The following is a 23,464-nucleotide window of genomic DNA, read 5'->3' as shown; positions in this document are numbered from 1 at the left end:
CTTCAGCGACGTTCAAGATGTCACAAGGAAAGGCGGCCGAGTGAATACGACTGAACCATTGTCCGGCATGCCTTTTACCTTCGAAGGCAAAGCCGCAATGATGGAACGCGCGCTCGGCAGCGCCGGGATTTCGATCCTCTGCCAGGACGCCCGACTGCTGATTTTCTACGCCGAAAATCTGCCGCCGCATTTTGCAGTACTCTTTGCGCCCGGCAGCAGCGACGCTGTCCTCTTTGGCGATGCGCACGGCCGATATCTGACGGCGCTGAAGCACAAGGTGCTGGAAACCGGCATCCCCAACAATGCCGAAGTCGAGATCGACGTCGACGGCGAACGGCGCACTTATGAACTGAAGATCCAGCGCACCGGCGAACGCGGCGCATATGGACTTCTGTCCGTCATGGCTGAAGTCACCGAAAGCCGGCATCGCGAAAAAGTTCTGAAATCGCTGCTGCGCGAACTCTCACACCGCTCGAAGAACCTTCTCGCCATAATTCAAGGCATTGCCACCCAGACGGCCCGCAACACGCTCTCTCTCGACAGCTTCCTCCTCAAATTCCGCGGACGGCTGCAATCGCTTTCCAACTCGCAGGACCTGATCACGGATTCGAGCTGGCGCGGCGCCTATCTCTTCGAACTCGCCGAAAAGCAGTTTGCTCCCTATTGGCCGGAGACGGCCGGCTCCATGCCGATCTATGGCATCAACGCTCACCTGACACCCAATGCCGCCGTGCATCTCGGGCTCGCCCTCCATGAACTCATCGTCAACTCCGCCTCCTTCGGCGCGATTGCTGGCGGTGCCGCCTCTATCACGCTGAATTGCCGCGAAGCCATGATCAACGACAGAAAGGCGATCGAAGTCGCCTGGGCGGAAGTTCTGCATGATCAGGCAGAAGTCCACGAATTCAGCGACAACAGCTTCGGCCGCACCGTGCTGGAGCGTGTCGTGCCTTCGTCGGTCAACGGCAAGGCGGAGTTGAACCTCGTTCCCGGCCGCATCGAGTACCGTCTGACCATTCCGGAAACCGAATTCGAGATCTTCAAACGAGTGTGAAAGCCCTGGAGACAGCCGAAGACGGAAAAACAGCCGGTGCGAGGGCGGCGCACCGGCTGTCTTCACTCACCGGGAGGGGACCGTGAGTACGTCCGGATAGTGGGTTGGGGGCGCGCATGTTGGGTCGATGCGATCACCATCCGGATATCGCAATAACGACGACATCAAACTTTGGTTCCCTGCCATCCGAAAAAAATTCGGCTTTTTTACATCTTTTTTCGGATGCCCTTCCCTCGTCGCGCGCTCAGCCGTTTCAACGATGCAGGTCGATTAAATTCTTCCAGCAAAAACAATTGATTACTTGCGGGACCACACGCAAAAATCTTCAAAATTTTACCGTTTGATAAATTTTTAAACCTGAGTTACGCTTTCCCTCACAGGCCGTTTACCAATAATGAGGGAACTTCAATGGAACGACTGGAAACCGGGATTCATGCCGGCCGGCTTTCGCCCGCCGAGTATGACGCTAATTTTTCCGATCTTCATCCGCGCCTCGATAATCATGAGGCGCTGGTCGCCGCTGACCGCTGTTATTTCTGTTATGACGCGCCATGCATGACGGCCTGTCCCACCTCGATCGACATTCCGCTGTTCATCCGCCAGATTTCGACCGGTAATCCGATCGGCTCGGCAAAGACGATCTTCGACCAGAACATCCTCGGCGGCATGTGCGCCCGCGTCTGTCCCACCGAAGAACTCTGCGAACAGGCCTGTGTGCGCAACACGGCTGAAGAGCGGCCGGTCGAGATCGGCCGCCTGCAGCGTTATGCGACCGATGCAGCCATGCAGGCCGGCAAGCAGTTCTATGCCCGGGCCGAACCGAGCGGAAAGACGATCGCCGTTGTCGGCGCAGGCCCGGCCGGCCTTGCCGCCGCCCATCGCCTGGCCGTGAACGGCCATTCCGTCGTCATCTATGATGCCAGGGGAAAGTCCGGCGGCCTTAACGAATACGGTATCGCCACTTACAAGACAGTCGACGACTTCGCCCAGAAGGAAGTCGATTACGTCCTCTCGATCGGCGGCATCGAGGTTCGGCATGGGCAGCATCTCGGCCGCGACTTCTCGCTTTCCGATCTGCAGGCGCAATATGACGGCGTCTTCCTCGGTATCGGCCTTGCCGGCGTCAACGCGCTGCGCATCGAGGGCGAAAACCTTGCAGGCGTCGACGACGCCGTCGATTTCATCGCCGCACTCCGCCAGGCCGAAGACAAAAGCGACATCGCCATCGGCCGCCGCGTCGTCGTCCTTGGCGGCGGCATGACGGCGATCGACGCTGCCGTGCAGGCAAAGCTGCTCGGCGCCGAGGAGGTGACGATCTGTTATCGCCGTGGCAAGGAACACATGAACGCATCGGAATTCGAGCAAGATCTGGCGAGCTCCAAGGGCGTCATCATCCGCCACTGGCTGGGGCCGAAATCGATCCTGGCGCAGGACGGCAAGGTCGCCGCGATCGAAGTGGAATATACCAAAATCCTCGATGGCCGCCTCGTCGGCACCGGCGAAACCGGGGTGATTGCCGCCGACCAGATCTTCAAGGCGATCGGCCAGAGCTTTGACGCCTCTGGTCTCGGTTCGCTGCGCATGGAATCCGGCCGCATCGCTGTCGATGGCGAAGGCCATACCTCGCTCGACGGCGTCTGGGCCGGCGGCGACTGCGTCTTCGGCGGTGACGATCTCACGGTTTCGGCCGTCGCCCACGGTCGCGACGCGGCTGAATCCATCCATCGTGCCCTCACCGCAGCAGCCGCTCCGGCTGTCGCGGTTGCTTGAAGGGGAGAATGAACAATGGCTGATCTCCGTAATAATTTCGTCGGCATCAAGTCCCCCAACCCGTTCTGGCTGGCGTCTGCGCCGCCGACCGACAAGGCCTACAATGTCGAGCGCGCCTTCAAGGCCGGCTGGGGCGGCGTGGTCTGGAAGACACTGGGCGAGGAAGGCCCGCCCGTCGTCAACGTCAACGGCCCGCGCTATGGCGCGATCTGGGGCGCCGACCGCCGCCTGCTCGGCCTGAACAATATCGAGCTCATCACCGACCGTGACCTGCAGACCAACCTGCGCGAAATGAAGCAGGTCAAGATGAACTGGCCGGACCGGGCACTGATCGCCTCGATCATGGTTCCCTGCGAGGAAGAGGCCTGGAAGGCGATCCTGCCGTTGGTGGAAGAGACCGGCGCCGACGGCATCGAGCTCAACTTCGGCTGTCCGCACGGCATGTCCGAGCGCGGCATGGGCTCGGCCGTCGGCCAGGTGCCTGAGTATATCGAGATGGTGGTGCGCTGGTGCAAGCAGTACACCCGCATGCCCGTCATCACCAAGCTGACGCCCAACATTAGCGATATCCGCCGCCCGGCCCGCGCCGCCAAGGCCGGCGGTACCGATGCCGTTTCACTGATCAACACGATCAATTCGATCGTCTCCGTCGATCTCGATAACTTCGCCCCCAACCCGACGGTCGGTGGCAAGGGCAGCCACGGTGGTTATTGTGGCCCGGCGGTAAAGCCGATCGCACTCAACATGGTGGCCGAGATCGCCCGCGATCCCGAAACCTACGGCCTGCCGATCTCGGGCATCGGCGGCATCACCACTTGGCGCGACGCTGCCGAATTCCTTGTCCTCGGCGCCGGCAACGTCCAGGTCTGCACGGCGGCGATGACCTACGGCTTCAAGATCGTCCAGGAGATGATCACTGGCCTCTCCGACTGGATGGACGAAAAGGGCCATCGCAGCCTCGACGACATTACCGGCCGCGCCGTGCCCAACGTCACCGACTGGCAATATCTGAACCTCAACTATATCGCCAAGGCCAAGATCGATCAGGACGCCTGCATTAAATGCGGCCGTTGCTACATCGCCTGCGAGGATACCTCGCACCAGGCGATCACCAACTTCGTCGACGGCACTCGCCATTTCGAGGTGATGGACGAGGAATGCGTCGGCTGCAATCTCTGCGTCAGCGTCTGCCCGGTCGAGAACTGCATCACCATGGAGCAGCTTCCTGCCGGCACCCTCGACAAACGCACCGGCCGCGTCGTCGACCCGAACTATGCCAACTGGACCACACACCCGAACAACCCGATGGCCCGCCAGGCGGCAGAATAAGAATTCGCGACACCGCCGCAATCCTCGGCGGATCATGACCAGCGAAATCGGCGCCCTTCATGAAGGGCGCCGTTGTTGTTTGTGGTCGGGCCACGCTATTCCCGACTACAGCTTGAAGGTTTTGACCTCGTTGCCGCGCTCGATGGTCCGGTTGGCGAGGAAGCGCCCGGATTTGGCAGCCTCCTGCTTCTCCGCCTCGATATGGCGCAGCATCGCCTCAAGGCGCCGGAGCGCTAGGGCTTTGTTGCGGTGCTGGGAACGCTCGTCGCGCGCCGTCGCGACGAGACCGGTCGGCCGATGCAGGACACGAACCGCACTGTCGGTCGTATTCTGATGCTGCCCGCCCGGTCCGCCGGCCCTCAGTGTCTCGAAACGCAGATCGGCCGGATCGATCGTCACCTCGCCGCCTTCCGGTTTGGTATCGATACGTTGAACCGAGACGTACCAGTTCTGCCGTTTGTGACCCGGACGCACCTGGCTCCGGAAGGTGAAGCGGATCGTGCCGCAATAATCACTGGCAATCTGCTCCGCCTCGAAACCATTGAGGCTGACGATCGCTGACTTCGCACCGTGCTGATCCGGCATCGGGCCAAGGCTGGTCTCGAAAGAGCAGCGGAGCCGAACAGCCTCCTGTTCGAGGATGCGGAGAAGCGCTGACAGCGCCATGCGGCATTCTACCGGGCCGTTGCCTGCGGTAATGAGAAGATCAATAGCGCTCATGGCCACGTCCTCCTTCCCTGCGATATTCAGGTTTTCGCCGGCGCTGCTCAACCTCCGCTTCATCAACCGCCTTCTTGAAGGTGACAAGCGGCCGAAAGCTGGCAAGCCTCACGACCAGGCTCTCATTTTCCAGATCGGTCACCACCTGCCCGGCATCCTTGTATGCGGACGCCGCCTCCTCGACGACAAGGGAGCGATCGTCGCAGATGGCGATACCGCCCCAGGAATTGCGCAAGAGCTGTTCTCGTTCGGAGCGATTGCGGCCGACACGCCCGTGCATGGTGGCGCGGTCATATTTGCGACCGGCCCCGTGAGAGATGCCGTCCAGCGAACGGGCAACGCCAGCGGTCGGACGAACCACATAACTGAGGCTCGCTCGAGATCCCGCAATCGGCGCAAGTTCGCCGGCTACGACCGCTGCCGCACCCTTGTAGTGCACAAACCCACGATCGGACGGGCGAACGAGATTGTGCGGCACGTCGGCGATGAGACGCAGATCGGCATGAAGCGCTGCGGCCGCCCGTTCTGCGATCAGTCGTCGGTTCAACGATGCCCAGGCAACGCACTGGTCATGCCGCATAAGCCAGGCGGCGCCGGCCTCCGAACCGGGATCAAGACCGGCTGCGAGCCCCGAATGAGCGGCCACCATCTCCGAGAATATGGTGGCGCCAAGAGAGCGCGAACCGGAATGAACCAGCAGATAGAGCTCCTGATCATCGAGACCGTCGGCAGATCCGCCTTCGGCGAGATCCTCCACAGCCTGCAACTCGCAGAAATGATTGCCGCCGCCGATCGTGCCGAGAGCACCGGGTGTGAGATCGGTCGACAGGCCTGCCTCCGCGAGAAGTTCCGCCGCATTTCCGATCGCCTGCGCTTCAAACCAGCGAAGCCGCTCCGCCGCCCTGTCGATCTTCAGTTTGCGCAACGGAAGATCCAGGCCGAAGAGCGACATGCCGCAGCCGATATCGTTGCCGATCAGCAGCGGGTGCAGCTGAGAGGACAACAGTGCCACGCCGGTCGCACCATATTTGCCGGGGTGCAGATCCGGAAAGGCGGCGATCTCCAGAACGCCCGGCAGGCGGGACATTTCGTCGAGTTGATCTAAAGCGGCGCCTTCGATCCAGGCGCTATCGGAAAAGAAACGATTGATGAGTGCCGGATGTGCCGACGACGTCATCGAGGAGCTTTCGCTCCCAATGGAATTGCCCATGATAATGCACTCTGGATATGAGTGGTCTTTCATCGCCAAAACGGCGATGTTCAACCGGCATTCATCGACCCGTTGGCCGAGTTAAGCCGAAACCCTCTCGGGGCGTGCTGAGATATTCGTCATCGTGGCGCTCCCTTTCCAGAAACATCGAGAGCGCCCGTTTAGGTGAAATGGCAAAGAAATGCAAGCGGGGTGCTCTAACCGCCGAATGACTTCCGGTAGGCATTGGGGCTCGTCCCCAGTCGCCTGCGGAAATGATGCCGCATCGTCGCCAGCGTTCCAAAGCCGCTGGCGGCGGCGATGTCATCAAGCGAAACAGCAAGTTCCTTCTCCAGCAGGTCGCGGGCATGCCGCAGCCGCTCCTTCAACAGCCATTCGCCGACGCTGAGGCCCGTCGTCGCTTCGAAGCGCCGCTGGAAGGTGCGCATGCTCATGCCCGCTCTTTTGGCAAGCAGGCTGATCGGCTGGTCGTCGGAAAGGCTTTCGCGCATCCATTCGATCAGCGGCCCCAAGCGGATGCCCTCGCGTTCCTCGGGAACCGGCGCGTGAATGAACTGCGCCTGTCCGCCTTCGCGGTGCGGCGGAACGACGAGGCGGCGGGCGACGCTGTTTGCGGCCTCCGAACCGAAATCGCCGCGCACCACATGCAGGCAGAGATCGATACCGGCGGCACTCCCCGCCGCCGTCAGCAGGCTGCCCTCGTCCATGTAGAGAACGTCGGCATCGAGTGCGATATCGGGATAACGCGCGGCGATCGAGGCGACATAGCGCCAATGTGTCGTCGCCCTGCGGTTGGCAAGCAGCCCCGATCCGGCAAGAACCGCAACGCCCGAGCAGAGCGACATGATCCGTGCGCCGCGTTCATGCGCTGCCTTGAGCGCTGAAACCAGCGGCTCGGGAACGGCGGCATCGATCGACCGCCAACCCGGCACGACGATCAGGTCCGCTTCGTCAAGCACCTCCAGTCCCTCGTCGACTGCGACCGTCAGCCCTCCCGCAGCGCGAAGCGGACCCGGTTCGATGCCGCAGACCGAGAAGCGATACCAGCCTTCGCCCATCTCCGGGCGTGGCAGGCCGAAGACCTCGTAGGCGATTCCGAATTCGAAGGTGCAGAGCCCGTCATAGGCAAGTGCTGCGACCAGCGGTCCTTTGGTCTGCTGCGGCGATGAATTTGGCATGATCTTTACGCTGTCGGTCATGATGGCCAATTTCGCAAAGCTCTAGCATCGGCGATACCAGGCGGCAACTTCAGAAAAAGGAAAAACCGATGCCAAGCCCCGTTTCCCAAATACCTGCTGCAGCTCCGGATGCCGCTGTCGCTCACTTTGCCGCCAAGCTCGCTTTCGAAACCGATTGCTCGGACGTGCATGCCACCTTTGCGGCCGGGAAAGTCGATTTCGTTCTCCTCGACGTGCGCTCGCCGCAGCTCTTCGCAGAGTCCCACATTCCCGGAGCGATCAACCTGCCGCACGGCAAGATGACGGCGCACCGCATGTCGACATGGGCAAGCGATGCACTCTTCGTCGTCTATTGCGCCGGCCCGCACTGCAACGGCGCCGACAAGGCTGCCTTCCGCCTCGCCAATCTCGGCCTCCAGGCCAAGCTGATGATCGGCGGCATGACCGGCTGGGCCGATGAAGGCTTCACCTTCGAACAGGGCGTTCCCGCTGCCGCCTGATGGCCTCCCTTCTCTTCCCGACAATTATTGCAGCGAGGAGAAGGGAAATTCGCCGCCGTCAGAACTCGACGACCACCTTGCCGAAAGGCCCGCGATAGAGATGATCGAGCGCCTCAGGGAATTCGTCGAAGGCATAACGCTTGTCGACCACAGGCTTCAGCCCGGTCTGGTCGATTGCCCGCACCAGATCTTCAAGCGCGCGGCGATGGCCGACGGAAATGCCCTGCACAACCGGCGCCTTGAGCAGCAGCGGGCCGGCCGGGCCGGAAACCTCGAACCCCTCGAACACGCCGATGACGGAAATGCGGCCATTGATCGCCACCGCCTTCAGCGCCTGGCCGAGATGCGGGCCGCCGACGATCTCGAGCACGTGATCGGCGCCATAGCCGCCGGTCAACTGATAGAGTTGCTCAACCCAGTCGCCCTGATGGCGGTTGATCGCGTGATCGGCCCCGAGAGCAATGGCGCGTTCGAGCTTCTCGGCGCTGCCTGATGTGATGAAGACCTCCGCGCCATGCGCCTTGGCGATCTGCAGACCGAAGAGCGCTACACCGCCGGTGCCTTGCACCAGCACCTTGTCGCCGGCTTTCAGACCGCCGCATTCGATCAGGGCGAACCAGGCAGTCAGCCCGGCGCAGGGCAAGGTGCTCGCCTGCGCCGCATCGAGCGTATCAGGCGCGCGTGAATACCATTCCTCGGACAGCACAGTGTATTGGGAGAGGACGCCGGGATAAAAGCCGCCGCGCGTCTTGTAAGGTGGTGTGCGCGCATCGCCCAAGCCGCGTCCGTCGATCCAGTCGGGAGAAAAGGTCGAGATGACCCGATCGCCCGGCTTGAAACGGCTGACATCGGGTCCGACCGCCTCGACGACCCCCGCCATGTCGGAAGCCGGCACGAAGGGAAATTGCAGCGGCAACCCCATGCCGCTCTCCATCACCAACCGATCGCGGAAATTGAGCGAGACGGCTTCCGTCCGGACCAGAACCCTGTTTCCCGAAACCGGTTCGAGCTTCCGCTCGCCGATCGTCAGCTGGCGCTCCGGCCCAACCGCGTCGATCTGCCATTGCCGTGTTGTCTGCATTGTCTTGCTCCTTGTCCATTGCAGGGAGCGCAAACATATCGTTGAATATTTCGCACCAGTTGCGATATTAATTCAACAGAATGGTTCCAGAGAGGAAACAAATGGAACAGCTGAAGGGTATCTCGATCTTTGTCGAAGCCGTCGAGGCAGGTGGTTTTTCGGCTGCCGCCGAGCGGCTCCATCTCACGCGTTCGGCGGTCGGCAAGACGATCGCACGTCTGGAACAGCGTCTCGGCGTGCGCCTCTTCAACCGTACGACACGCATGCAGAGCCTCACCGAGGAAGGCCGCTTCTTCTACGAGCGCTGCCTGCGGGCGGTCGAGGAAATCCGCCTCGGGGAAGCCATGCTGGAATCCGGCCGACGGGATGTGCGCGGCCGCCTGCGCATCTCGATGCCCGTGCTTTTCGGCCGCCATTGCATCGCGCCGACCCTCGCACGCCTGCTCGATGAACATCCGAACCTCGAACTCGACCTTTCCTTCAACGACCGTATCGTCGACCTGCTTGAGGACGGCTTCGATCTTGTCATTCGCAACGGGCCGTTGAAGGACAATCCGGATCTGATGGCCCGGGCGATCGCCCGGCAGCGGATGACCGTCTGCGCATCGCTCGCCTATCTGGAAAAACATGGCGCGCCGCAGACGGTCTTCGATATTCCCCAGCATGAAGGCATCGTCTACAGGCGGGGCGATGACGACAAGGGTTGGATATTTCCGACCGCAGCCGATCCCGGGCGGCGGCTGGTGCCAAAGGCGCGCCTGCGGCTCGACGACCTCGCTTCGATTTCCGATGCGGCCGTCGCCGGGCGCGGTCTTGCCTGGCTGCCCTGCTGGCTGGTCCGCGAGGAGGTGCTGGCAGGCCGGCTCACTCAGGTGTTGAAGCAGGAACCGGCCAATGTCTTCGATGCCCATGCCGTTTGGCTGCGCTCTCCGGTCATGCTACCGAAGGTGCGGCTCGCGATCGATACGCTCGCCGCAGGACTGCCGGCAATGATGGGCTGAAGCGCTCGCCGCGCGTCTGCGAGCGACGAGAAACCCATGTTATTCTTCGGCTTTCTCTGGAAATAACGCGATACCGCAGTATATCGGCCAAGTCACCGTCCGTTGTGGGCGGCCGCCATATCACTCGGAAAAACGCCAGCATGTCACTTCGCAGCGCCCTCCGCGCACAAACTGCAGATTGCCACGCCGCGGTGGACACCCTCTTCGGCAGTTTCAACCTCTCACGCACCCACGATTATAAGGCTTTCTTGCGCGCGCATGCCCGGGTCGTACCATCAGTCGAACATGCGCTTGAGAATGGAGGAATCGGCCGTCTGCTGCCGGACTGGCCGGACCGAAGGCGCGCGCATCTATTGGCTGCCGACATAAGGGAACTCGATGATCGATTGCCTGTGCTGCTTCCGCAACCGGTATTGCGCTGCGAAGCAGCGGTCTGGGGTGCCGCCTATGTTCTTGAAGGCTCCAAGCTCGGCGGCGCGCTGCTCGCCAAGGCTGTGCCCGACCACTTGCCCAACAGCTATCTGAAGCCGCAAGGCCCGAAGGGCGCCATGCGGCTTTTCATGGATCGTCTTGACGCGAGCAAGGTGGAGGATCCCGATGCGGCGGGCGCCGCCGCCCGCGATATTTTCGATCTCTTCCTCAAAGCCGGGCAAGTCGAACTGGAAGCCGTCCCATGAGCGGCACGCACAAACCCGTCGATCTTACCAATTGCGACCGTGAGCCGATCCACCAGCTCGGCTCGGTCCAGCCCTTTGGCTTTCTGTTGGCGGTATCCTCAGACTGGATCGTCATGCGCGCCTCCGCAAATCTGGCGGAGTTTCTCGGAGTGACAGAGGTCAACGCGATCGGCCGTCCTGTTCTCTCTCTGATTACACCCGAAGCACTCCACACAATCCGCAACAAGCTTACCACGTTGCGCGGTTCGGACGTCGTCGAGCGCATTTTCGGCATTGCTCTGACGTCCGATCAAGACAGGTTCGACCTTGCCGTACACCTGAACGGAGGTCAGGTCATCATCGAGGGCGAGCGCTGCCAGGAAGACAGGCACGACGCCGCGTCACTCTCGATGCGCAGCATGATGTCCCGCCTCGACCACACGGAAACACTGGAAGCTTTCTTCCGTGAGGGTGCAAGACAGGCGCGCGCGCTCACCGGTTTCGATCGGGTCATGGTCTATCGTTTCGACGAAAGCGGTTCCGGCGAAGTCGTGGCGGAAGCTGCCCGGGCCGGCATCGGATTGTTCCTCGGGCTGCACTATCCGGCTTCCGACATTCCGGTACAGGCTCGCGCCCTTTATCTGCGCAACCTGTTCCGTATCATTGCCGATGTCGACGCCGTCCCGGTCCCGATCCTGCCGCCGCTCGATGAGCACGGTCAGCCGCTTGACCTCTCCATGTCGGTCTTGCGTTCGGTCTCGCCGATACATATCGAATATTTGAAAAACATGGGCGTTGGCGCTTCGCTCTCCATATCGATCGTTGTCGACGGTAGGCTCTGGGGCCTGTTTGCCTGCCATCATTACGGCCCGCGTCTGCCTTCGGCCCAAAGCCGCTCTACTGCCGAACTCTTCGGCCAGATGTTTGCGTCGCGCCTTGAAAGCCGCGAACGGCGACTGGCTCTCGACTACGAGACCAAGGCGCGCCGCATTGCCGACCGGCTTCTCACCTCCGTCGCAGACAATGCGAGCCTGCTCGACGATCCGGCCTGGCTGATCGAGGCGCTCGCCGACGCCATTCCTGCCGACGGGATCGGCGTCTGGATCAACGGCCGGCTGGCACTTGCCGGCATCGGGCCGGATGAGAGAAGTTTCGCAGCCCTCGTCCGTCACCTCAACCGCAACGCCACCGGCCGCATCTATGCCGTGGACAGGCTCGCGGAAGCCTATCCGGATCTTGAGGTCGACGATGCGGTGGCAGGCATGCTCGCCATCCCGATCTCGCGTTCGCCGCGCGATTATGTCGTGCTTTTCCGTCAGGAATTGGTGCGAACAGTTCGCTGGGGCGGCGATCCGCACAAGCCGGTGGAATACGGTCCGAATGGCCCGCGGCTGACGCCGCGCAAGAGTTTCGAAGCCTGGTCGGAACTGGTGCGCGGCCGCTCCCTCCCCTTCACCGAGGCCGAGCGCCGTGTCGCCGAAACGATCCGCGTCACATTGATCGAGGTGGTGTTGCGCCTCACCGACGAGGTCAGCATGGCGCGCCAGACGGCAAACGAGCGCCAGGAACTACTGATCGCCGAGCTGAACCACCGCGTCCGCAACATATTGAGCCTTATCACCGGTATCATCCGGCAGTCGCAGGCAACGTCGGTCGGCCTTGGCGACTACATCCGCCAGCTCGAGGGCCGCATCCAGTCGCTCGCCCGCGCCCATGACCAGATCACCCGCGATCACTGGGCGCCCGCTTCGCTCCGGCAATTGCTGCTGGCAGAGACCGCCGCCTATCTCGGGAAAAATGCGCAACGCATCCAGATGGGCGGCGAGGACGTGCTGCTGGAACCGCAGGCCTTTTCCACCGCCGCCCTTGTCTTCCACGAACTGATGACCAATAGCGCCAAATATGGCAGCCTTTCCGGCACCGGCGGCGGCACGGTCCAACTTGGCTGGCACCGCGACGACGAGGGCAATCTGCGCATCGGCTGGCGCGAAAAGGATGGTCCGCCCGTCGTCGAACCCAAACGCCACGGCTTCGGTTCGACCATCATCCGCCGCTCGATCCCCTATGACCTCGGCGGCAAGGCGGAGGTCCGCTACGTCAGGGATGGGCTCGAGGCCGATTTCTGCATTCCGGCGCGACATGTCGTCGGCCCGACGAGCGAACGGTCAAATCCGCCTCCGGTCGGAGCAACCGGACGCAAGACGATTCCCGACGATCAGCCGCTCTCCGGCCTGAGCGTGCTGCTGGTGGAAAACAATCTGATCATCGCCATGGATGGCGAGGACATCCTGCGCCGCCTGGGCGCCGACGTCGCTACGGCGCCAAGTGTCACTGAGGCGATGGAAATTCTGGCAGGCCAGTCCTTCGATCTGGCGCTTCTCGATGTCAATCTTGGCGAGGAGACGAGTTTCGGGATTGCCGACCGGCTGGCAGCCGATGGCGTGCCCTTCGTTTTTGCCACGGGCTATGGGGAAGGCATCGCCCAGGCGAACAGCCACTCGGACGCGCCTGTGCTACAGAAGCCTTATACGATGGAAGGCATGACGGATATTCTTGCCCGGGTGCCGCTTCCAAGAAGAGGGTAAACCCTCACGCCTCAAGGGGATCCGGTCGCAGTCCGCCGATGAAGAGCTGTTCCAGAAACCGCGCCGCATCCTCGAAGCGCCCTTCGCCCGAATGTTCCTGCCCCAGCACGGCACGCACCTGGACGTCGAAATCGGCGTAGTGCTGCGTCGACGACCAGATGGAGAAGATCAGGTGGTAGGGATCGCATTTGACGATCTTACCTGACTTCGCCCAGGCGCGGATGACCTCCGCCTTCTCGTCGACCAGTTCCTTCAGCGGCCCCTTCAGCTCGTCCTCGATATGCGGCGCACCCTGCAGCACCTCGTTGGCGAAGAGCCGGCTCTCGCGGGGAAAATCGCGGGCCATCTCCAGCTTGCGGCGGATGTAGCTGCGGATTTCCGACTCCGGATTGCCCTCGGCGTTAAAGGCCCGCAGCGGCTCCAGCCAGGTGTAGAGCACCCGGTCGATCAGCGCCCGGTGCATGGCCTCCTTGGTGCGGAAATAATAGAGCAGGTTGGGTTTCGACATGCCGGCCACTTCGGCGATCTGGTCGATGGTCGAGCCACGAAAGCCGCTTGCCGAAAACACATCGAGCGCGGCTTCCAGGATCTGCTCTTCCTTCTCCTCCTGGATTCGCGTCCGCCTCAGGGTTTTCGCTGCTCTCGGTATGGTCACAGGCTGTTATTTCCCTTGAAATTCAACTTCTTCGCTCAAGTTTAGACCGGAAATGCCCCCCGCCGCTTTCTTGAGCAACTGCCCGTATTTTTATCGGCAATTTTCGTGATTTTCGTCTTGAGCCCGGCGGTGGAAGTTGTAATGTTTACCAATCGGTCAAATTATCCGTCAGATGTAAAACAAAGGCAACTGACGATTTTCCGGCGCTCGACAAAACCAATAAGGGAGCGCAGGAAAGGACCACGGGAACAGGCGGGCATGCCCTTTGCATGACTGCCGCAAACAGGTGAGGGCATACAAAATGGTGGCAGCACCAGGCGAGAACATGCGCGTCAATGGCGACCGTCTCTGGGACAGCCTCATGGACATGGCGAAGATCGGCCCCGGCATCGCGGGCGGCAACAATCGCCAGACACTGACGGATGCCGATGCGCAGGGCCGCAGCCTTTTCAAAAAATGGTGTGACGATGCCGGATTGACCATGGGTGTCGACCGCATGGGCACGATGTTCGCCACCCGCCCCGGCACCGATCCCGATGCCCTGCCCGTCTATGTCGGCTCGCATCTCGACACCCAGCCGACCGGCGGCAAATATGACGGGGTGCTCGGCGTCCTTGCAGCTCTCGAAGTCGTGCGCACGATGAACGATCTCGGCATCAAGACCAAACATCCAATCGTCGTTACCAATTGGACGAATGAGGAAGGCGCGCGTTTTGCGCCTGCCATGCTGGCGTCAGGCGTCTTCGCCGGGGTGCACAGCCTGGACTTTGCCTATAATCGCAGGGACCCCGAGGGCAATCTGTTCGGCGACGAACTGAAGCGCATCGGCTGGGTCGGCGACGAAGAGGTTGGCGCCCGCAAGATGCACGCCTATTTCGAATATCACATCGAGCAGGGACCGATCCTCGAAGCCGAGGAAAAGCAGATCGGCGTCGTCACCCATTGCCAGGGCCTTTGGTGGCTGGAATTCACGCTGACCGGCAAGGAAGCCCATACCGGTTCGACGCCGATGAACCTGCGCGTCAATGCCGGCCTCGCCATGGCCCGCATCCTGGAGATGGTCCAGGGCGTGGCGATGGGCGAACAGCCGGGCGCCGTCGGCGGCGTCGGCCAGGTGTTCTTCTCGCCGAACTCCCGCAATGTGCTGCCCGGCAAGGTGGTCTTCACCGTCGACATCCGCTCGCCCGACAAGGAGAAGCTTGATCGCATGCGGGCAAAGATCGAAGCGAAGGCGCCCGAGATTACCGATGCACTCGGCGTCGGCTGTTCCATCGAGGCGATCGGCCACTTCGAGCCGATCACCTTCGATCCGAAACTGGTCACGTCGGTGCGCGACGCCGCCGAGCGGCTCGGCTACAGCCACATGAACATCATTTCCGGCGCCGGCCACGACGCTTGCTGGGCTGCCAAGGTCGCGCCTGCAACGATGGTCATGTGCCCCTGCGTCGGCGGGCTCTCGCACAATGAGGCGGAAGAGATCTCCAAGGAATGGGCGATGGCGGGAGCCGATGTGCTGTTTCATGCCGTGGTGGAAACGGCGGAGATTGTGGTGTGAGCGCAACCGAAGCGGTGGTCGTCATGGATGGCACTCGACTGATCGGGCATGATAAATTTCATGACGGCTTCGCCGAGACGTTCGGCTTTCCTGACTTCTACGGTCGCAACATGGACGCCTGGATCGACTGTATGAGCTGTCTCGACGACCCCGATGCTGGGATGTCGAAACTGACCATCGAGCCAGGAAAAGCTCTGACCGTTCGGATCAACAATTATCTGCATTTCAAGGATGCAGCGCCGCAACAGTGGGTAGACCTGATGGAATGCGCAGCGTTCGTGAATTGGCGCCGCACTGAAAAGGGCCGCGGCGCAGTCCTGGCTTTAGCGTTTTACGATTGAGGATATGATCATGACCACAGTCATCAAGAACGGCACCATCGTCACCGCCGACCTGACCTATAAGGCGGATGTCAAAATCGACGGCGGCAAGATCGTAGAGATTGGTCCGAACCTCTCCGGCGACGAAACACTCGACGCCTCCGGCTGTTATATCATGCCCGGCGGCATCGATCCCCACACCCATCTCGAAATGCCCTTCATGGGCACTTACTCCTCCGACGATTTCGAGAGCGGCACGCGCGCCGCCCTTTCCGGCGGCACGACCATGGTGGTCGATTTCGCCCTGCCCGCCCCCGGCCAGTCGCTGCTCGAGGCGCTGACCATGTGGGACAACAAATCGACTCGCGCCAACTGCGATTATTCCTTCCACATGGCGGTCACCTGGTGGAGCGAGCAGGTCTTCAAGGAGATGGAGACAATCGTCCGCGACAAGGGCATCAACACCTTCAAGCACTTCATGGCCTACAAGGGCGCGCTGATGGTCGACGATGACGAGATGTTCGCCTCGTTCCAGCGCTGCGCCGAACTCGGCGCCCTGCCGCTGGTGCACGCTGAAAACGGCGACGTCGTCGCCTCGATGTCGTCAAAGCTGCTGGCCGAGGGCAATAACGGCCCCGAGGCGCATGCCTATTCCCGGCCCGCCGAAGTGGAAGGTGAGGCCACCAACCGCGCCATCATGATCGCCGACATGGCCGGCTGCCCGGTCTATATCGTCCATACCTCCTGCGAACAGGCGCACGAGGCGATCCGCCGCGCCCGCGCCAAAGGCATGCGTGTCTATGGCGAACCACTGATCCAGCACCTGACGCTCGACGAGAGCGAATATTCAAATCCCGACTGGGATCATGCCGCCCGCCGGGTGATGTCGCCGCCCTTCCGCAACAAGCAGCATCAGGATTCACTCTGGGCAGGCCTTGCCTCCGGCTCGCTGCAGGTGGTCGCCACCGACCATTGCGCCTTCACCACGGCGCAGAAGCGTTTCGGCGTCGGTGATTTCACCAAGATCCCGAACGGCACCGGCGGCCTCGAAGACCGCATGCCGATGCTGTGGACGCATGGCGTCAACACCGGCCGGCTGACGATGAACGAATTCGTCGCCGTCACCTCGACCAACATCGCCAAGATCCTCAACATCTATCCGAAGAAGGGCGCTATCCTTGTCGGCGCCGATGCCGACATCGTCGTCTGGGACCCCAAACGTTCCAAGACCATTTCGTCCAAGGCCCAGCAGTCGGCGATCGACTACAACGTCTTCGAAGGCAAGGAAGTGACCGGCCTGCCGCGCTATACGCTGACGCGCGGCGTCGTCGCGATCGAGGAAGGTGCGATCAAGACCCGCGAGGGTCACGGCGAATTCGTCAGGCGCGAGCCGGTCACGGCTGTCAGCAAGGCGCTTTCCCAGTGGAAGGATATCACTGCACCGCGCAAGGTGACGCGTAGCGGCATTCCGGCAAGCGGCGTATGACGATGGCGTATGACGATACGGCCATCAACCGAGGACCGCTGCCTCTATGCCAATGACCTCACGCCGGCACCAAAACGTCCAACTCCGGCAGAAGCACGACGCTTTCCTGCTCGTTCGGATCGGTGCGCGCGATGATCGCCGTGCACGGCGTGCTGCTGAGGTTCGCCGGCAGGTGTGGCACACCCGCTGGGATATAGAACAACTCGCCGGCATGGACGATGACGTGATGTTCCAGTTCGTCTCCGTACCAGGTATGCGCCTCGCCGGAGAGCATGTAGATCGCCGTCTCGTGCGCCTCGTGCAGATGCGCCTTGGCGCGCACGCCGGGCGGGATCGTCAACAGATGCATGCAGATGCCCTTGGCGCCGACCGTTTCGGCGGCGATGCCTGCGAAATAGCTCAGCCCCTGCTTGCCGTCATAGGCATGATTGGGGCGAACGATATGGCAGGTGGGCTTTGATGTCACGTCCATCCTCATCCTCCATGGAGTGTGTCGTCGATAAAACCGGCGGTAATAATAGCACGCAAACCGCGTTCCCGCGGCGAAAACAAGACTGGTCGCATTGATGCAAGCACCCTCCGTCGTATCCGCCAAGGATCTCTGTCTCACCTACCAGGCCAACGATGGCCCGGTGAGCGCACTGAGCAATGTCAATCTCGATGTCCGCAAGGGCGATTTCGTCTCTTTCATCGGCCCGTCGGGCTGCGGCAAGACCACCTTCCTGCGTGTCATCGCCGATCTCGAGAAGAGCACCTCGGGCGAGATCTCGATTAACGGCATGACACCGGAGGAGGCGCGCAAGGCCCGCGCCTACGGCTATGTCTTCCAGGCGCCGGCGCTCTATCCCTGGCGCACCATCGAAAACAACATCGCCCTGCCCTTGGAGATCATGGGGTATTCCGGCGCTGACCGGACGCGGCGCATCGCCGAAGCGCTCGATCTCGTCAGTCTTTCGGGCTTCGAGAAGAAATTCCCCTGGCAGCTATCCGGCGGCATGCAGCAGCGCGCCTCGATCGCCCGAGCGCTCGCCTTCGACGCCGACCTGCTGCTGATGGACGAGCCCTTCGGCGCCCTGGACGAGATCGTCCGCGACCATCTGAACGAAGAGCTGCTGAAACTCTGGACCCGCACCAACAAGACGATCTGCTTCGTCACTCATTCCATCCCCGAGGCGGTCTACCTCTCGACCAAGATCGTGGTCATGTCTCCACGCCCGGGCCGCGTGACCGATGTGATCGACTCGACCCTGCCGGCCGAACGCCCGCTCGACATCCGCGAAACCCCCGAGTTCCTAGAGATTGCCCACCGCGTCCGCGAAGGGTTGAGGACGGGGCACGCATGAGGAGCGGGAGCGTGCGCCCTGGGGCCACCCCCCTCTGCCCTACCGGGCATCTCCCCCACAAGGGGGGAGATCGATATGCTGCACCGGCTTCCCCAAACAAGGATCGCCGTTCCGTTCGCTGCAGAGCTAACACGGAGCGAGGCCCTACCCTCCTGCCGATCTCCCCCCTTGTGGGGGAGATGCCCGGCAGGGCAGAGGGGGGTGGCTGCGCGTTCGACGCCAACCAATGGGGGCAGTCGCTATGAAACCCGACACCTTCAAGGACAAGATCGTCCCCGTCACCACAATCCTGCTGGCGCTCGTCGTCATCTGGTATATCGCCGCCATCCTCATGAACGCGCCGTTCCAGCGCGACATGGACGGCCGCGCCGGCGTTGCACCTACGACCCTCGAGTTCATCGGCAAGACTCTGGCGCAGCCGAAGCCGATCCTGCCGGCGCCGCATCAGGTGGCGCAGAACGTCTACGAGAACACCTTCCTGCGCAGCCTTTCGAGCAATCGCAGCCTCGTCTATCACAGCTGGGTAACGCTCTCCTCCACCCTGCTCGGCTTCGGCTTCGGCATGCTGCTCGGCATCCTTCTCGCCGTGCTGATCGTCCATAACCGCGCCATGGACCGCTCGCTGATGCCGTGGCTGGTGGCGAGCCAGACCATACCGATCCTCGCCATCGCGCCGATGATCGTGATCATCTCCTATAACGTGCTGACCGGCGACAATGCCGTTGCACATCTCCTGAATCTCGATTCCGACGCCTCCCGGCTCGTGTCGAAGGCGCTGATCTCCACCTACCTCTCCTTCTTTCCGGTCGCCGTCGGCATGGTGAAAGGGTTGCGTTCACCTGAGATCATGCATCTCGACCTGATGCGCACCTATTATGCCAGCCCGATGCAGACTTTCTGGAAGCTGCGTGTTCCAGCCTCGATCCCTTTCCTCTTCACCTCGATGAAGGTCGCGATCGCCGCCAGCCTCGTCGGCGCCATCGTCGGCGAGCTGCCGACGGGTGCCGTCGCCGGTATCGGCTCGAAGCTGCTCGCCGGCTCCTATTACAGCCAGACCATCGATATCTGGGCCGCCCTCGTCGCCGGATCGCTGCTGGCGGGCATCCTGGTTGCGATTGTCGGCGTCGCGGCGAAGATCGTCGACCGCGCCATGGGCGGGAGGCCGGCATGAGACATCTGACCTTCTCCTGGCAAGCCATGGTCGCCCTCCTCCTCTGCATCGGGGCACTGACGGCCTTGCCGCTTCTGGGCGAGGGCGCGGCGCGCCCCCTCACTGACGGCACGGCAAGCCTCATTTTCATCATCGTCATCGCGGCTGCCCTGCTGTCTCTAGCACCGCAGCCGCCGGCCTATCGTGCCACCGTGCTGTTTATCGGCGCGCATGGCGCCGCCTGGATGCTGCTTTCCGCTCTTTCCGGCAACGAGGGCACGGCGACGCGGGCTTTCTTCTTGCTGCTCTTCGCCTGCTGGCTGCTTGCCTGGCGATGCGTCACCGAGCTGTCGAAACTGCAGCCCGTCACTACTTCCGGCAAGTCGGCGCTCCAACTTCTGATTCCGGCGATTTTCGGCGCCTGGATCCTCATTCTCTGGGAGGCGGTCACGCGTGGCGCCGGCGTTCCCTTCATCCTGCTGCCGCCGCCGAGCGCCATCGGCGCGCGGTTCATGGCATCGCTACCGATCCTCGGCGCGGACGTCAGGCAGACGATCTTCAAGGCAGTGCTGATCGGTTATATCGCCGGCTGCCTCAGTGGCTTCGTCGTAGCGGTGCTGGCCGACCGCATCGCCTTCCTGCGCCGCGGCCTTCTGCCGATCGGCAACATGGTTTCGGCCCTGCCGATCATCGGCGTCGCCCCTGTCATGGTCATGTGGTTCGGCTTCGACTGGCCGTCGAAGGCCGCCGTCGTCATCATCATGACCTTCTTCCCGATGCTGGTGAATACCGTAGCCGGCCTTGCCGCCTCCGGCAGCATGGAGCGTGACCTGATGCGCACCTATGCCTCCGGCTATTGGCAGACGCTGCTGAAGCTCAGGCTTCCGGCGGCAATGCCCTTCATATTCAACGCACTGAAGATCAACTCGACGCTGGCGCTGATTGGTGCCATCGTTGCGGAATTCTTCGGGACGCCGATCGTCGGCATGGGCTTCCGTATCTCCACCGAGATCGGCCGCATGAATGTCGACATGGTCTGGGCGGAAATCGCCGTCGCGGCGCTGGCCGGCTCGATCTTCTATGGCATCATCGCCCTGACCGAACGGGCGGTGACGTTCTGGCATCCGTCTATCCGTGGTGGCTAGGCGCGCACGGGCTCCAGAAACGGGTCCGGGCATAACTTCAGAGGGTAAGGATAAGAAAATGAGAAAGTTGATGGTTGCAATGATGGCGAGCGCGATGTCGCTTGCATCGGCCCATGCGATGGCCGCCGACAAGGTGGTGCTGCAGCTGAAATGGGTCACGCAGAGCCAGTTCGGCGGTTATTACGTCGCCAAGGAAAAGGGCTTCTATAAGGAGGAAGGCCTCGACGTCGACATCAAGCCGGGCGGCCCTGATATCGCCCCCGAGCAGGTGATTGCCGGCGGCGGCGCCGATGTCATCGTAGACTGGATGGGCGGTGCCCTGGTTGCCCGCGAAAAGGGCGTTCCGCTGGTCAACATCGCCCAGCCCTATCAGAAGGCGGGCCTGGAAATGGTCTGCCGCAAGGACGGCCCGATCAAGACCGAAGCCGACTTCAAGGGCCACACGCTCGGCGTCTGGTTCTTCGGCAACGAGTATCCCTTCTTCGCCTGGATGAACAAGCTCGGCCTGTCCACAGAAGGCGGTCCGAACGGCGTCACCGTGTTGAAGCAGAGCTTCGATGTGCAGCCGCTTGTCCAGAAGCAGGCCGACTGCATCTCTGTCATGACCTATAACGAATATTGGCAGGCTATCGATGCCGGCTTCAAGCCGGAAGAACTGACGGTCTTCAACTACACGGAAATGGGCAACGACCTTCTTGAAGACGGCCTCTATGCGATGGAAGACAAGCTGAAAGATCCGGCCTTCAAGGAGAAGATGGTCAAGTTCGTCCGCGCATCGATGAAGGGCTGGAAATATGCCACCAAGAATCCCGACGAAGCCGCCGAGATCGTCATGGATAATGGCGGCCAGGACGACAACCATCAGAAGCGCATGATGGGCGAAGTCGCCAAGCTGGTCGGCGACAGCTCCGGCAAGCTGGACGAGGCGCTCTATGCCCGCACGGCAAAGGCGCTGCTCGACCAGAAGATCATAAGCAAGGAGCCGTCGGGCGCCTGGACGCACGATATCACCGACGCCGCTTCCAAGTAGTTTCGGCAGGATTGCGAAGCGAAACGCGCGGGAGATTTCCGCGCGTTTCGTCATTTTCTGGAGCATGATGGCAAAAACTGTCCGCGGTATTCGGACGACATTCTCTATCTATTTGATTTGGATGCTGATTCAGATTTCCGGTCAGTCGGCCTACATCATCTGCATCCAGCAACCGAAAAAAATGCCTTGCAACTGTCGCATTTTTCGGGCGTCAAACGTCTTAGGGATGAGGCGCGATCAATCTTCGTAATGTTGACATAACCTTGCGGTGATTGATTGACGTCGGAATGGTAATTATTATTGCCTAATGGGGAATTGTTTTCTGCCGGACTTGTAGATCGAGCAAATCGATACCACCTACAAGCCGAATTTGCCGGCGAGGGATGAAGGCGGCAAAGGATCGGCGGATACCTCTGAGAATGCAGGAAGGGCAGTGGCCTGATCGCGCGCTGAGTGGCAGACGCTCGAGTTCGGCCAACCTTATCATAAGATTGGACGAAGACGCATGGTACGCAAGCCGACTGGAATTCTAGGCGCCTCTACTCTTTTTGCAGCGGCACTTGCTGCATCCACCGCATTTTCGCAGGAAGCGCCGGTCGCAAAACCGCAGCAGAACCTGCCGGCGATCGTCGTCACCACTGCGGTGAACCGCACCCTCGTCGACCGTGTCATCGGCACCGGAACGGTCAAGCCCGTCGAAGAAGTCTATATCCAGCCGCAGGTCGAAGGCCTCTCGATCCGCACGCTGAAAGCCGATATCGGCGACAAGGTTCAGGCCGAAAGCACGTTGGCGACGCTCAACGATGACGCAGTGGTCCTGGAAAAGAGCCAGATGATGGCGACGAAGGCCAAGGGCGAGGCAAGCCTCGCCCAGCTGCGCGCCCAGCTCATCGAGGCGCAGGCCAATGCCGAACAGGCAAGGCAGCAGCAGGCCCGCGCCCAGGAAATGGTCAAGAAGGGCACGGTTTCCACCGCCCAGGTCGAACAGGCCGATGCGACCGCCGCCGCAGCCAATGCCCGCGTCGTCTCCGCCGAACAGGCGATCGAGGTCTCCGAAGCGGATCTCAAGGTCTTCGACAGCCAGATCGCCGATGCGGATTTGAAGCTGGCGCGCACCGACGTGAAGACGCCGGTCGCCGGCACGGTCTCGGCGAAGAACGCCAAGGTCGGCGCCATTGCCGCCGGCAACGGCGATCCGCTGTTCACCATCATCCGCGACGGTGATATCGAGCTTGTCGCTGAGGTCGCTGAAAGCGATGTCGTCAGGATCATGGCCGGCCAAAAGGCGACGATTTCGCTTTCCGGCAGCCGTGAGAAGCTTTCCGGCGCCGTACGCCTGGTTTCGCCGACCGTCGATCCGGTCACCCGCCTTGGCCTCGTCCATATCTCCATCGATGATGACAGCAAGGCGCGTTCAGGCATGTATGGCAGCGCCGAGATCATCGTGCGCGAGACTGAAGGCGTAGCGCTTCCCCTGACCGCTGTACTCACCGGGAACGAAGGCTCCTCCGCCCGCAAGGTCGAGGACGGCGTGGTGAAATTCGCCAAGATCGAGACCGGCATTCAGGACGGCGCCTATGTCGAGGTCATCGATGGATTGAAGACCGGCGACGAGGTCGTGGCCAAGGCGGGCGCTTACGTCCGCGACGGCGACCACATCACGCCGGTGCGTGAACAGCCCCCGGCTTCCAACTAA

Annotated in this window: 21 protein-coding genes; 15 read left to right on the top strand and 6 right to left on the bottom strand. The window is 61.6% G+C overall.

Translation table 11 applies throughout. The features are described 5' to 3' along the window. The first annotated feature begins 58 nt into the window (after window positions 1–58). From ACM5SV_RS21895 to preA, 3 genes are all read left to right on the top strand, one after another. Window positions 59–1,054, top strand: coding sequence for a sensor histidine kinase (locus ACM5SV_RS21895; protein WP_222015913.1), 996 nt, complete (start codon window positions 59–61; stop codon window positions 1,052–1,054). A gap of 408 nt (window positions 1,055–1,462) precedes the next feature. After that, window positions 1,463–2,824 (top strand): NAD(P)-dependent oxidoreductase, encoded by a 1,362-nt coding sequence (locus ACM5SV_RS21890; protein WP_222015870.1) that lies wholly within the window; start codon window positions 1,463–1,465, stop codon window positions 2,822–2,824. Between the two features lie 15 nt (window positions 2,825–2,839). Then, entirely contained in the window at window positions 2,840–4,153 is a 1,314-nt protein-coding gene (gene preA / locus ACM5SV_RS21885) for an NAD-dependent dihydropyrimidine dehydrogenase subunit PreA (RefSeq protein ID WP_222015868.1), read from the top strand. A 105-nt stretch (window positions 4,154–4,258) separates the two neighbouring features. On the opposite strand, the gene prfH is transcribed toward preA, so the two are convergent. The 3 genes from prfH to ftrA all read right to left on the bottom strand — a co-directional run bounded on the left by prfH (window position 4,259) and on the right by ftrA (window position 7,282). Beyond that, on the bottom strand, window positions 4,259–4,873 hold the full coding sequence (prfH, locus tag ACM5SV_RS21880; RefSeq protein ID WP_222015866.1) for a peptide chain release factor H: 615 nt from the start codon (window positions 4,871–4,873) through the stop codon (window positions 4,259–4,261). After that, window positions 4,860–6,083, bottom strand: a complete 1,224-nt coding sequence (locus tag ACM5SV_RS21875) for an RNA ligase RtcB family protein (protein ID WP_222015864.1) — start codon at window positions 6,081–6,083, stop codon at window positions 4,860–4,862. The genes prfH and ACM5SV_RS21875 overlap by 14 nt, the downstream gene beginning before the upstream one ends. A gap of 197 nt (window positions 6,084–6,280) precedes the next feature. Beyond that, on the bottom strand, window positions 6,281–7,282 hold the full coding sequence (gene ftrA, locus ACM5SV_RS21870) for a transcriptional regulator FtrA (RefSeq protein ID WP_164053743.1): 1,002 nt from the start codon (window positions 7,280–7,282) through the stop codon (window positions 6,281–6,283). A 68-nt stretch (window positions 7,283–7,350) separates the two neighbouring features. Between ftrA and ACM5SV_RS21865 the strand changes: the two genes are divergently transcribed. Further along, on the top strand, window positions 7,351–7,761 hold the full coding sequence (locus ACM5SV_RS21865) for a rhodanese-like domain-containing protein (protein WP_183636815.1): 411 nt from the start codon (window positions 7,351–7,353) through the stop codon (window positions 7,759–7,761). A 58-nt stretch (window positions 7,762–7,819) separates the two neighbouring features. Here the strand turns inward: ACM5SV_RS21865 and ACM5SV_RS21860 are convergent, their stop codons facing one another. Then, window positions 7,820–8,842, bottom strand: coding sequence for a zinc-dependent alcohol dehydrogenase family protein (locus ACM5SV_RS21860; protein ID WP_222015863.1), 1,023 nt, complete (start codon window positions 8,840–8,842; stop codon window positions 7,820–7,822). 101 nt (window positions 8,843–8,943) lie between these two features. Between ACM5SV_RS21860 and ACM5SV_RS21855 the strand changes: the two genes are divergently transcribed. From ACM5SV_RS21855 to ACM5SV_RS21845, 3 genes are all read left to right on the top strand, one after another. Continuing rightward, window positions 8,944–9,843 carry a LysR family transcriptional regulator gene (locus tag ACM5SV_RS21855; protein ID WP_222015862.1) on the top strand — a complete coding sequence of 300 codons (900 nt, stop codon included), beginning with the start codon at window positions 8,944–8,946 and terminating at the stop codon, window positions 9,841–9,843. Window positions 9,844–9,983: 140 nt separating this feature from the next. Next, complete coding sequence (locus ACM5SV_RS21850; RefSeq protein WP_222015861.1) at window positions 9,984–10,520, top strand: biliverdin-producing heme oxygenase; 537 nt, start codon at window positions 9,984–9,986, stop codon at window positions 10,518–10,520. Then, a complete protein-coding gene (locus tag ACM5SV_RS21845) occupies window positions 10,517–13,084 on the top strand; it encodes an HWE histidine kinase domain-containing protein (RefSeq protein WP_222015860.1) in 2,568 nt (855 codons plus the stop codon). Before ACM5SV_RS21850 ends, ACM5SV_RS21845 begins: the two co-directional genes overlap by 4 nt. Window positions 13,085–13,088: 4 nt before the next feature. Here ACM5SV_RS21845 and ACM5SV_RS21840 read toward each other — a convergent pair whose 3' ends face one another. After that, a complete protein-coding gene (locus tag ACM5SV_RS21840) occupies window positions 13,089–13,739 on the bottom strand; it encodes a TetR family transcriptional regulator C-terminal domain-containing protein (protein WP_222015859.1) in 651 nt (216 codons plus the stop codon). 301 nt (window positions 13,740–14,040) lie between these two features. Between ACM5SV_RS21840 and ACM5SV_RS21835 the strand changes: the two genes are divergently transcribed. From ACM5SV_RS21835 to hydA, 3 genes are read left to right on the top strand one after another with little or no spacing between them, the layout of a single operon-like run. Next, the gene (locus tag ACM5SV_RS21835) at window positions 14,041–15,294 is read left to right on the top strand and encodes a Zn-dependent hydrolase (RefSeq protein WP_222015858.1); all 1,254 of its coding nucleotides are present in this window, start codon (window positions 14,041–14,043) and stop codon (window positions 15,292–15,294) included. Beyond that, window positions 15,291–15,635 (top strand): barstar family protein, encoded by a 345-nt coding sequence (locus ACM5SV_RS21830; protein WP_222015857.1) that lies wholly within the window; start codon window positions 15,291–15,293, stop codon window positions 15,633–15,635. The genes ACM5SV_RS21835 and ACM5SV_RS21830 overlap by 4 nt, the downstream gene beginning before the upstream one ends. 10 nt (window positions 15,636–15,645) lie before the next feature. Continuing rightward, entirely contained in the window at window positions 15,646–17,100 is a 1,455-nt protein-coding gene (gene hydA, locus ACM5SV_RS21825) for a dihydropyrimidinase (protein ID WP_222015856.1), read from the top strand. 58 nt (window positions 17,101–17,158) lie between these two features. Here hydA and ACM5SV_RS21820 read toward each other — a convergent pair whose 3' ends face one another. After that, window positions 17,159–17,572: a cupin domain-containing protein gene (locus ACM5SV_RS21820; protein ID WP_222015854.1), complete on the bottom strand. Its 414-nt coding sequence runs from the start codon at window positions 17,570–17,572 to the stop codon at window positions 17,159–17,161. 94 nt (window positions 17,573–17,666) lie between these two features. Between ACM5SV_RS21820 and ACM5SV_RS21815 the strand changes: the two genes are divergently transcribed. The 5 genes from ACM5SV_RS21815 (at window position 17,667) to ACM5SV_RS21795 (ending at window position 23,464) form a co-directional block, all read left to right on the top strand. Next, complete coding sequence (locus tag ACM5SV_RS21815; RefSeq protein WP_020397631.1) at window positions 17,667–18,443, top strand: ABC transporter ATP-binding protein; 777 nt, start codon at window positions 17,667–17,669, stop codon at window positions 18,441–18,443. 241 nt (window positions 18,444–18,684) lie between these two features. Next, a complete protein-coding gene (locus ACM5SV_RS21810) occupies window positions 18,685–19,614 on the top strand; it encodes an ABC transporter permease (protein WP_222015852.1) in 930 nt (309 codons plus the stop codon). Next, complete coding sequence (locus tag ACM5SV_RS21805) at window positions 19,611–20,738, top strand: ABC transporter permease (protein WP_012758675.1); 1,128 nt, start codon at window positions 19,611–19,613, stop codon at window positions 20,736–20,738. The genes ACM5SV_RS21810 and ACM5SV_RS21805 overlap by 4 nt, the downstream gene beginning before the upstream one ends. Window positions 20,739–20,796: 58 nt before the next feature. Then, entirely contained in the window at window positions 20,797–21,768 is a 972-nt protein-coding gene (locus ACM5SV_RS21800; RefSeq protein WP_222015851.1) for an ABC transporter substrate-binding protein, read from the top strand. A 505-nt stretch (window positions 21,769–22,273) separates the two neighbouring features. Then, window positions 22,274–23,464: an efflux RND transporter periplasmic adaptor subunit gene (locus ACM5SV_RS21795; protein WP_113546107.1), complete on the top strand. Its 1,191-nt coding sequence runs from the start codon at window positions 22,274–22,276 to the stop codon at window positions 23,462–23,464.

It is taken from the genome of Rhizobium sp. CRRU65 (genome assembly GCF_048551595.1).
Classification (GTDB): Bacteria; Pseudomonadota; Alphaproteobacteria; order Rhizobiales; family Rhizobiaceae; genus Rhizobium; species Rhizobium leguminosarum_J.
This window is presented reverse-complemented; position numbering and strand designations above follow the sequence as displayed.

Excerpts from the sequence above, each read along its gene's own strand:
- ACM5SV_RS21890 (WP_222015870.1), top strand. The coding sequence starts at position 1,463 with ATGGAACGACTGGAAACCGGGATTCATGCCGGCCGGCTTTCGCCCGCC.
- preA (WP_222015868.1), top strand. The coding sequence starts at position 2,840 with ATGGCTGATCTCCGTAATAATTTCGTCGGCATCAAGTCCCCCAACCCG.
- prfH (WP_222015866.1), bottom strand. The coding sequence starts at position 4,873 with ATGAGCGCTATTGATCTTCTCATTACCGCAGGCAACGGCCCGGTAGAA.
- ACM5SV_RS21875 (WP_222015864.1), bottom strand. The coding sequence starts at position 6,083 with ATGGGCAATTCCATTGGGAGCGAAAGCTCCTCGATGACGTCGTCGGCA.
- ftrA (WP_164053743.1), bottom strand. The coding sequence starts at position 7,282 with ATGACCGACAGCGTAAAGATCATGCCAAATTCATCGCCGCAGCAGACC.
- ACM5SV_RS21865 (WP_183636815.1), top strand. The coding sequence starts at position 7,351 with ATGCCAAGCCCCGTTTCCCAAATACCTGCTGCAGCTCCGGATGCCGCT.
- ACM5SV_RS21860 (WP_222015863.1), bottom strand. The coding sequence starts at position 8,842 with ATGCAGACAACACGGCAATGGCAGATCGACGCGGTTGGGCCGGAGCGC.
- ACM5SV_RS21855 (WP_222015862.1), top strand. The coding sequence starts at position 8,944 with ATGGAACAGCTGAAGGGTATCTCGATCTTTGTCGAAGCCGTCGAGGCA.
- ACM5SV_RS21850 (WP_222015861.1), top strand. The coding sequence starts at position 9,984 with ATGTCACTTCGCAGCGCCCTCCGCGCACAAACTGCAGATTGCCACGCC.
- ACM5SV_RS21845 (WP_222015860.1), top strand. The coding sequence starts at position 10,517 with ATGAGCGGCACGCACAAACCCGTCGATCTTACCAATTGCGACCGTGAG.
- ACM5SV_RS21835 (WP_222015858.1), top strand. The coding sequence starts at position 14,041 with ATGGTGGCAGCACCAGGCGAGAACATGCGCGTCAATGGCGACCGTCTC.
- hydA (WP_222015856.1), top strand. The coding sequence starts at position 15,646 with ATGACCACAGTCATCAAGAACGGCACCATCGTCACCGCCGACCTGACC.
- ACM5SV_RS21820 (WP_222015854.1), bottom strand. The coding sequence starts at position 17,572 with ATGGACGTGACATCAAAGCCCACCTGCCATATCGTTCGCCCCAATCAT.
- ACM5SV_RS21815 (WP_020397631.1), top strand. The coding sequence starts at position 17,667 with ATGCAAGCACCCTCCGTCGTATCCGCCAAGGATCTCTGTCTCACCTAC.
- ACM5SV_RS21810 (WP_222015852.1), top strand. The coding sequence starts at position 18,685 with ATGAAACCCGACACCTTCAAGGACAAGATCGTCCCCGTCACCACAATC.
- ACM5SV_RS21805 (WP_012758675.1), top strand. The coding sequence starts at position 19,611 with ATGAGACATCTGACCTTCTCCTGGCAAGCCATGGTCGCCCTCCTCCTC.
- ACM5SV_RS21800 (WP_222015851.1), top strand. The coding sequence starts at position 20,797 with ATGAGAAAGTTGATGGTTGCAATGATGGCGAGCGCGATGTCGCTTGCA.
- ACM5SV_RS21795 (WP_113546107.1), top strand. The coding sequence starts at position 22,274 with ATGGTACGCAAGCCGACTGGAATTCTAGGCGCCTCTACTCTTTTTGCA.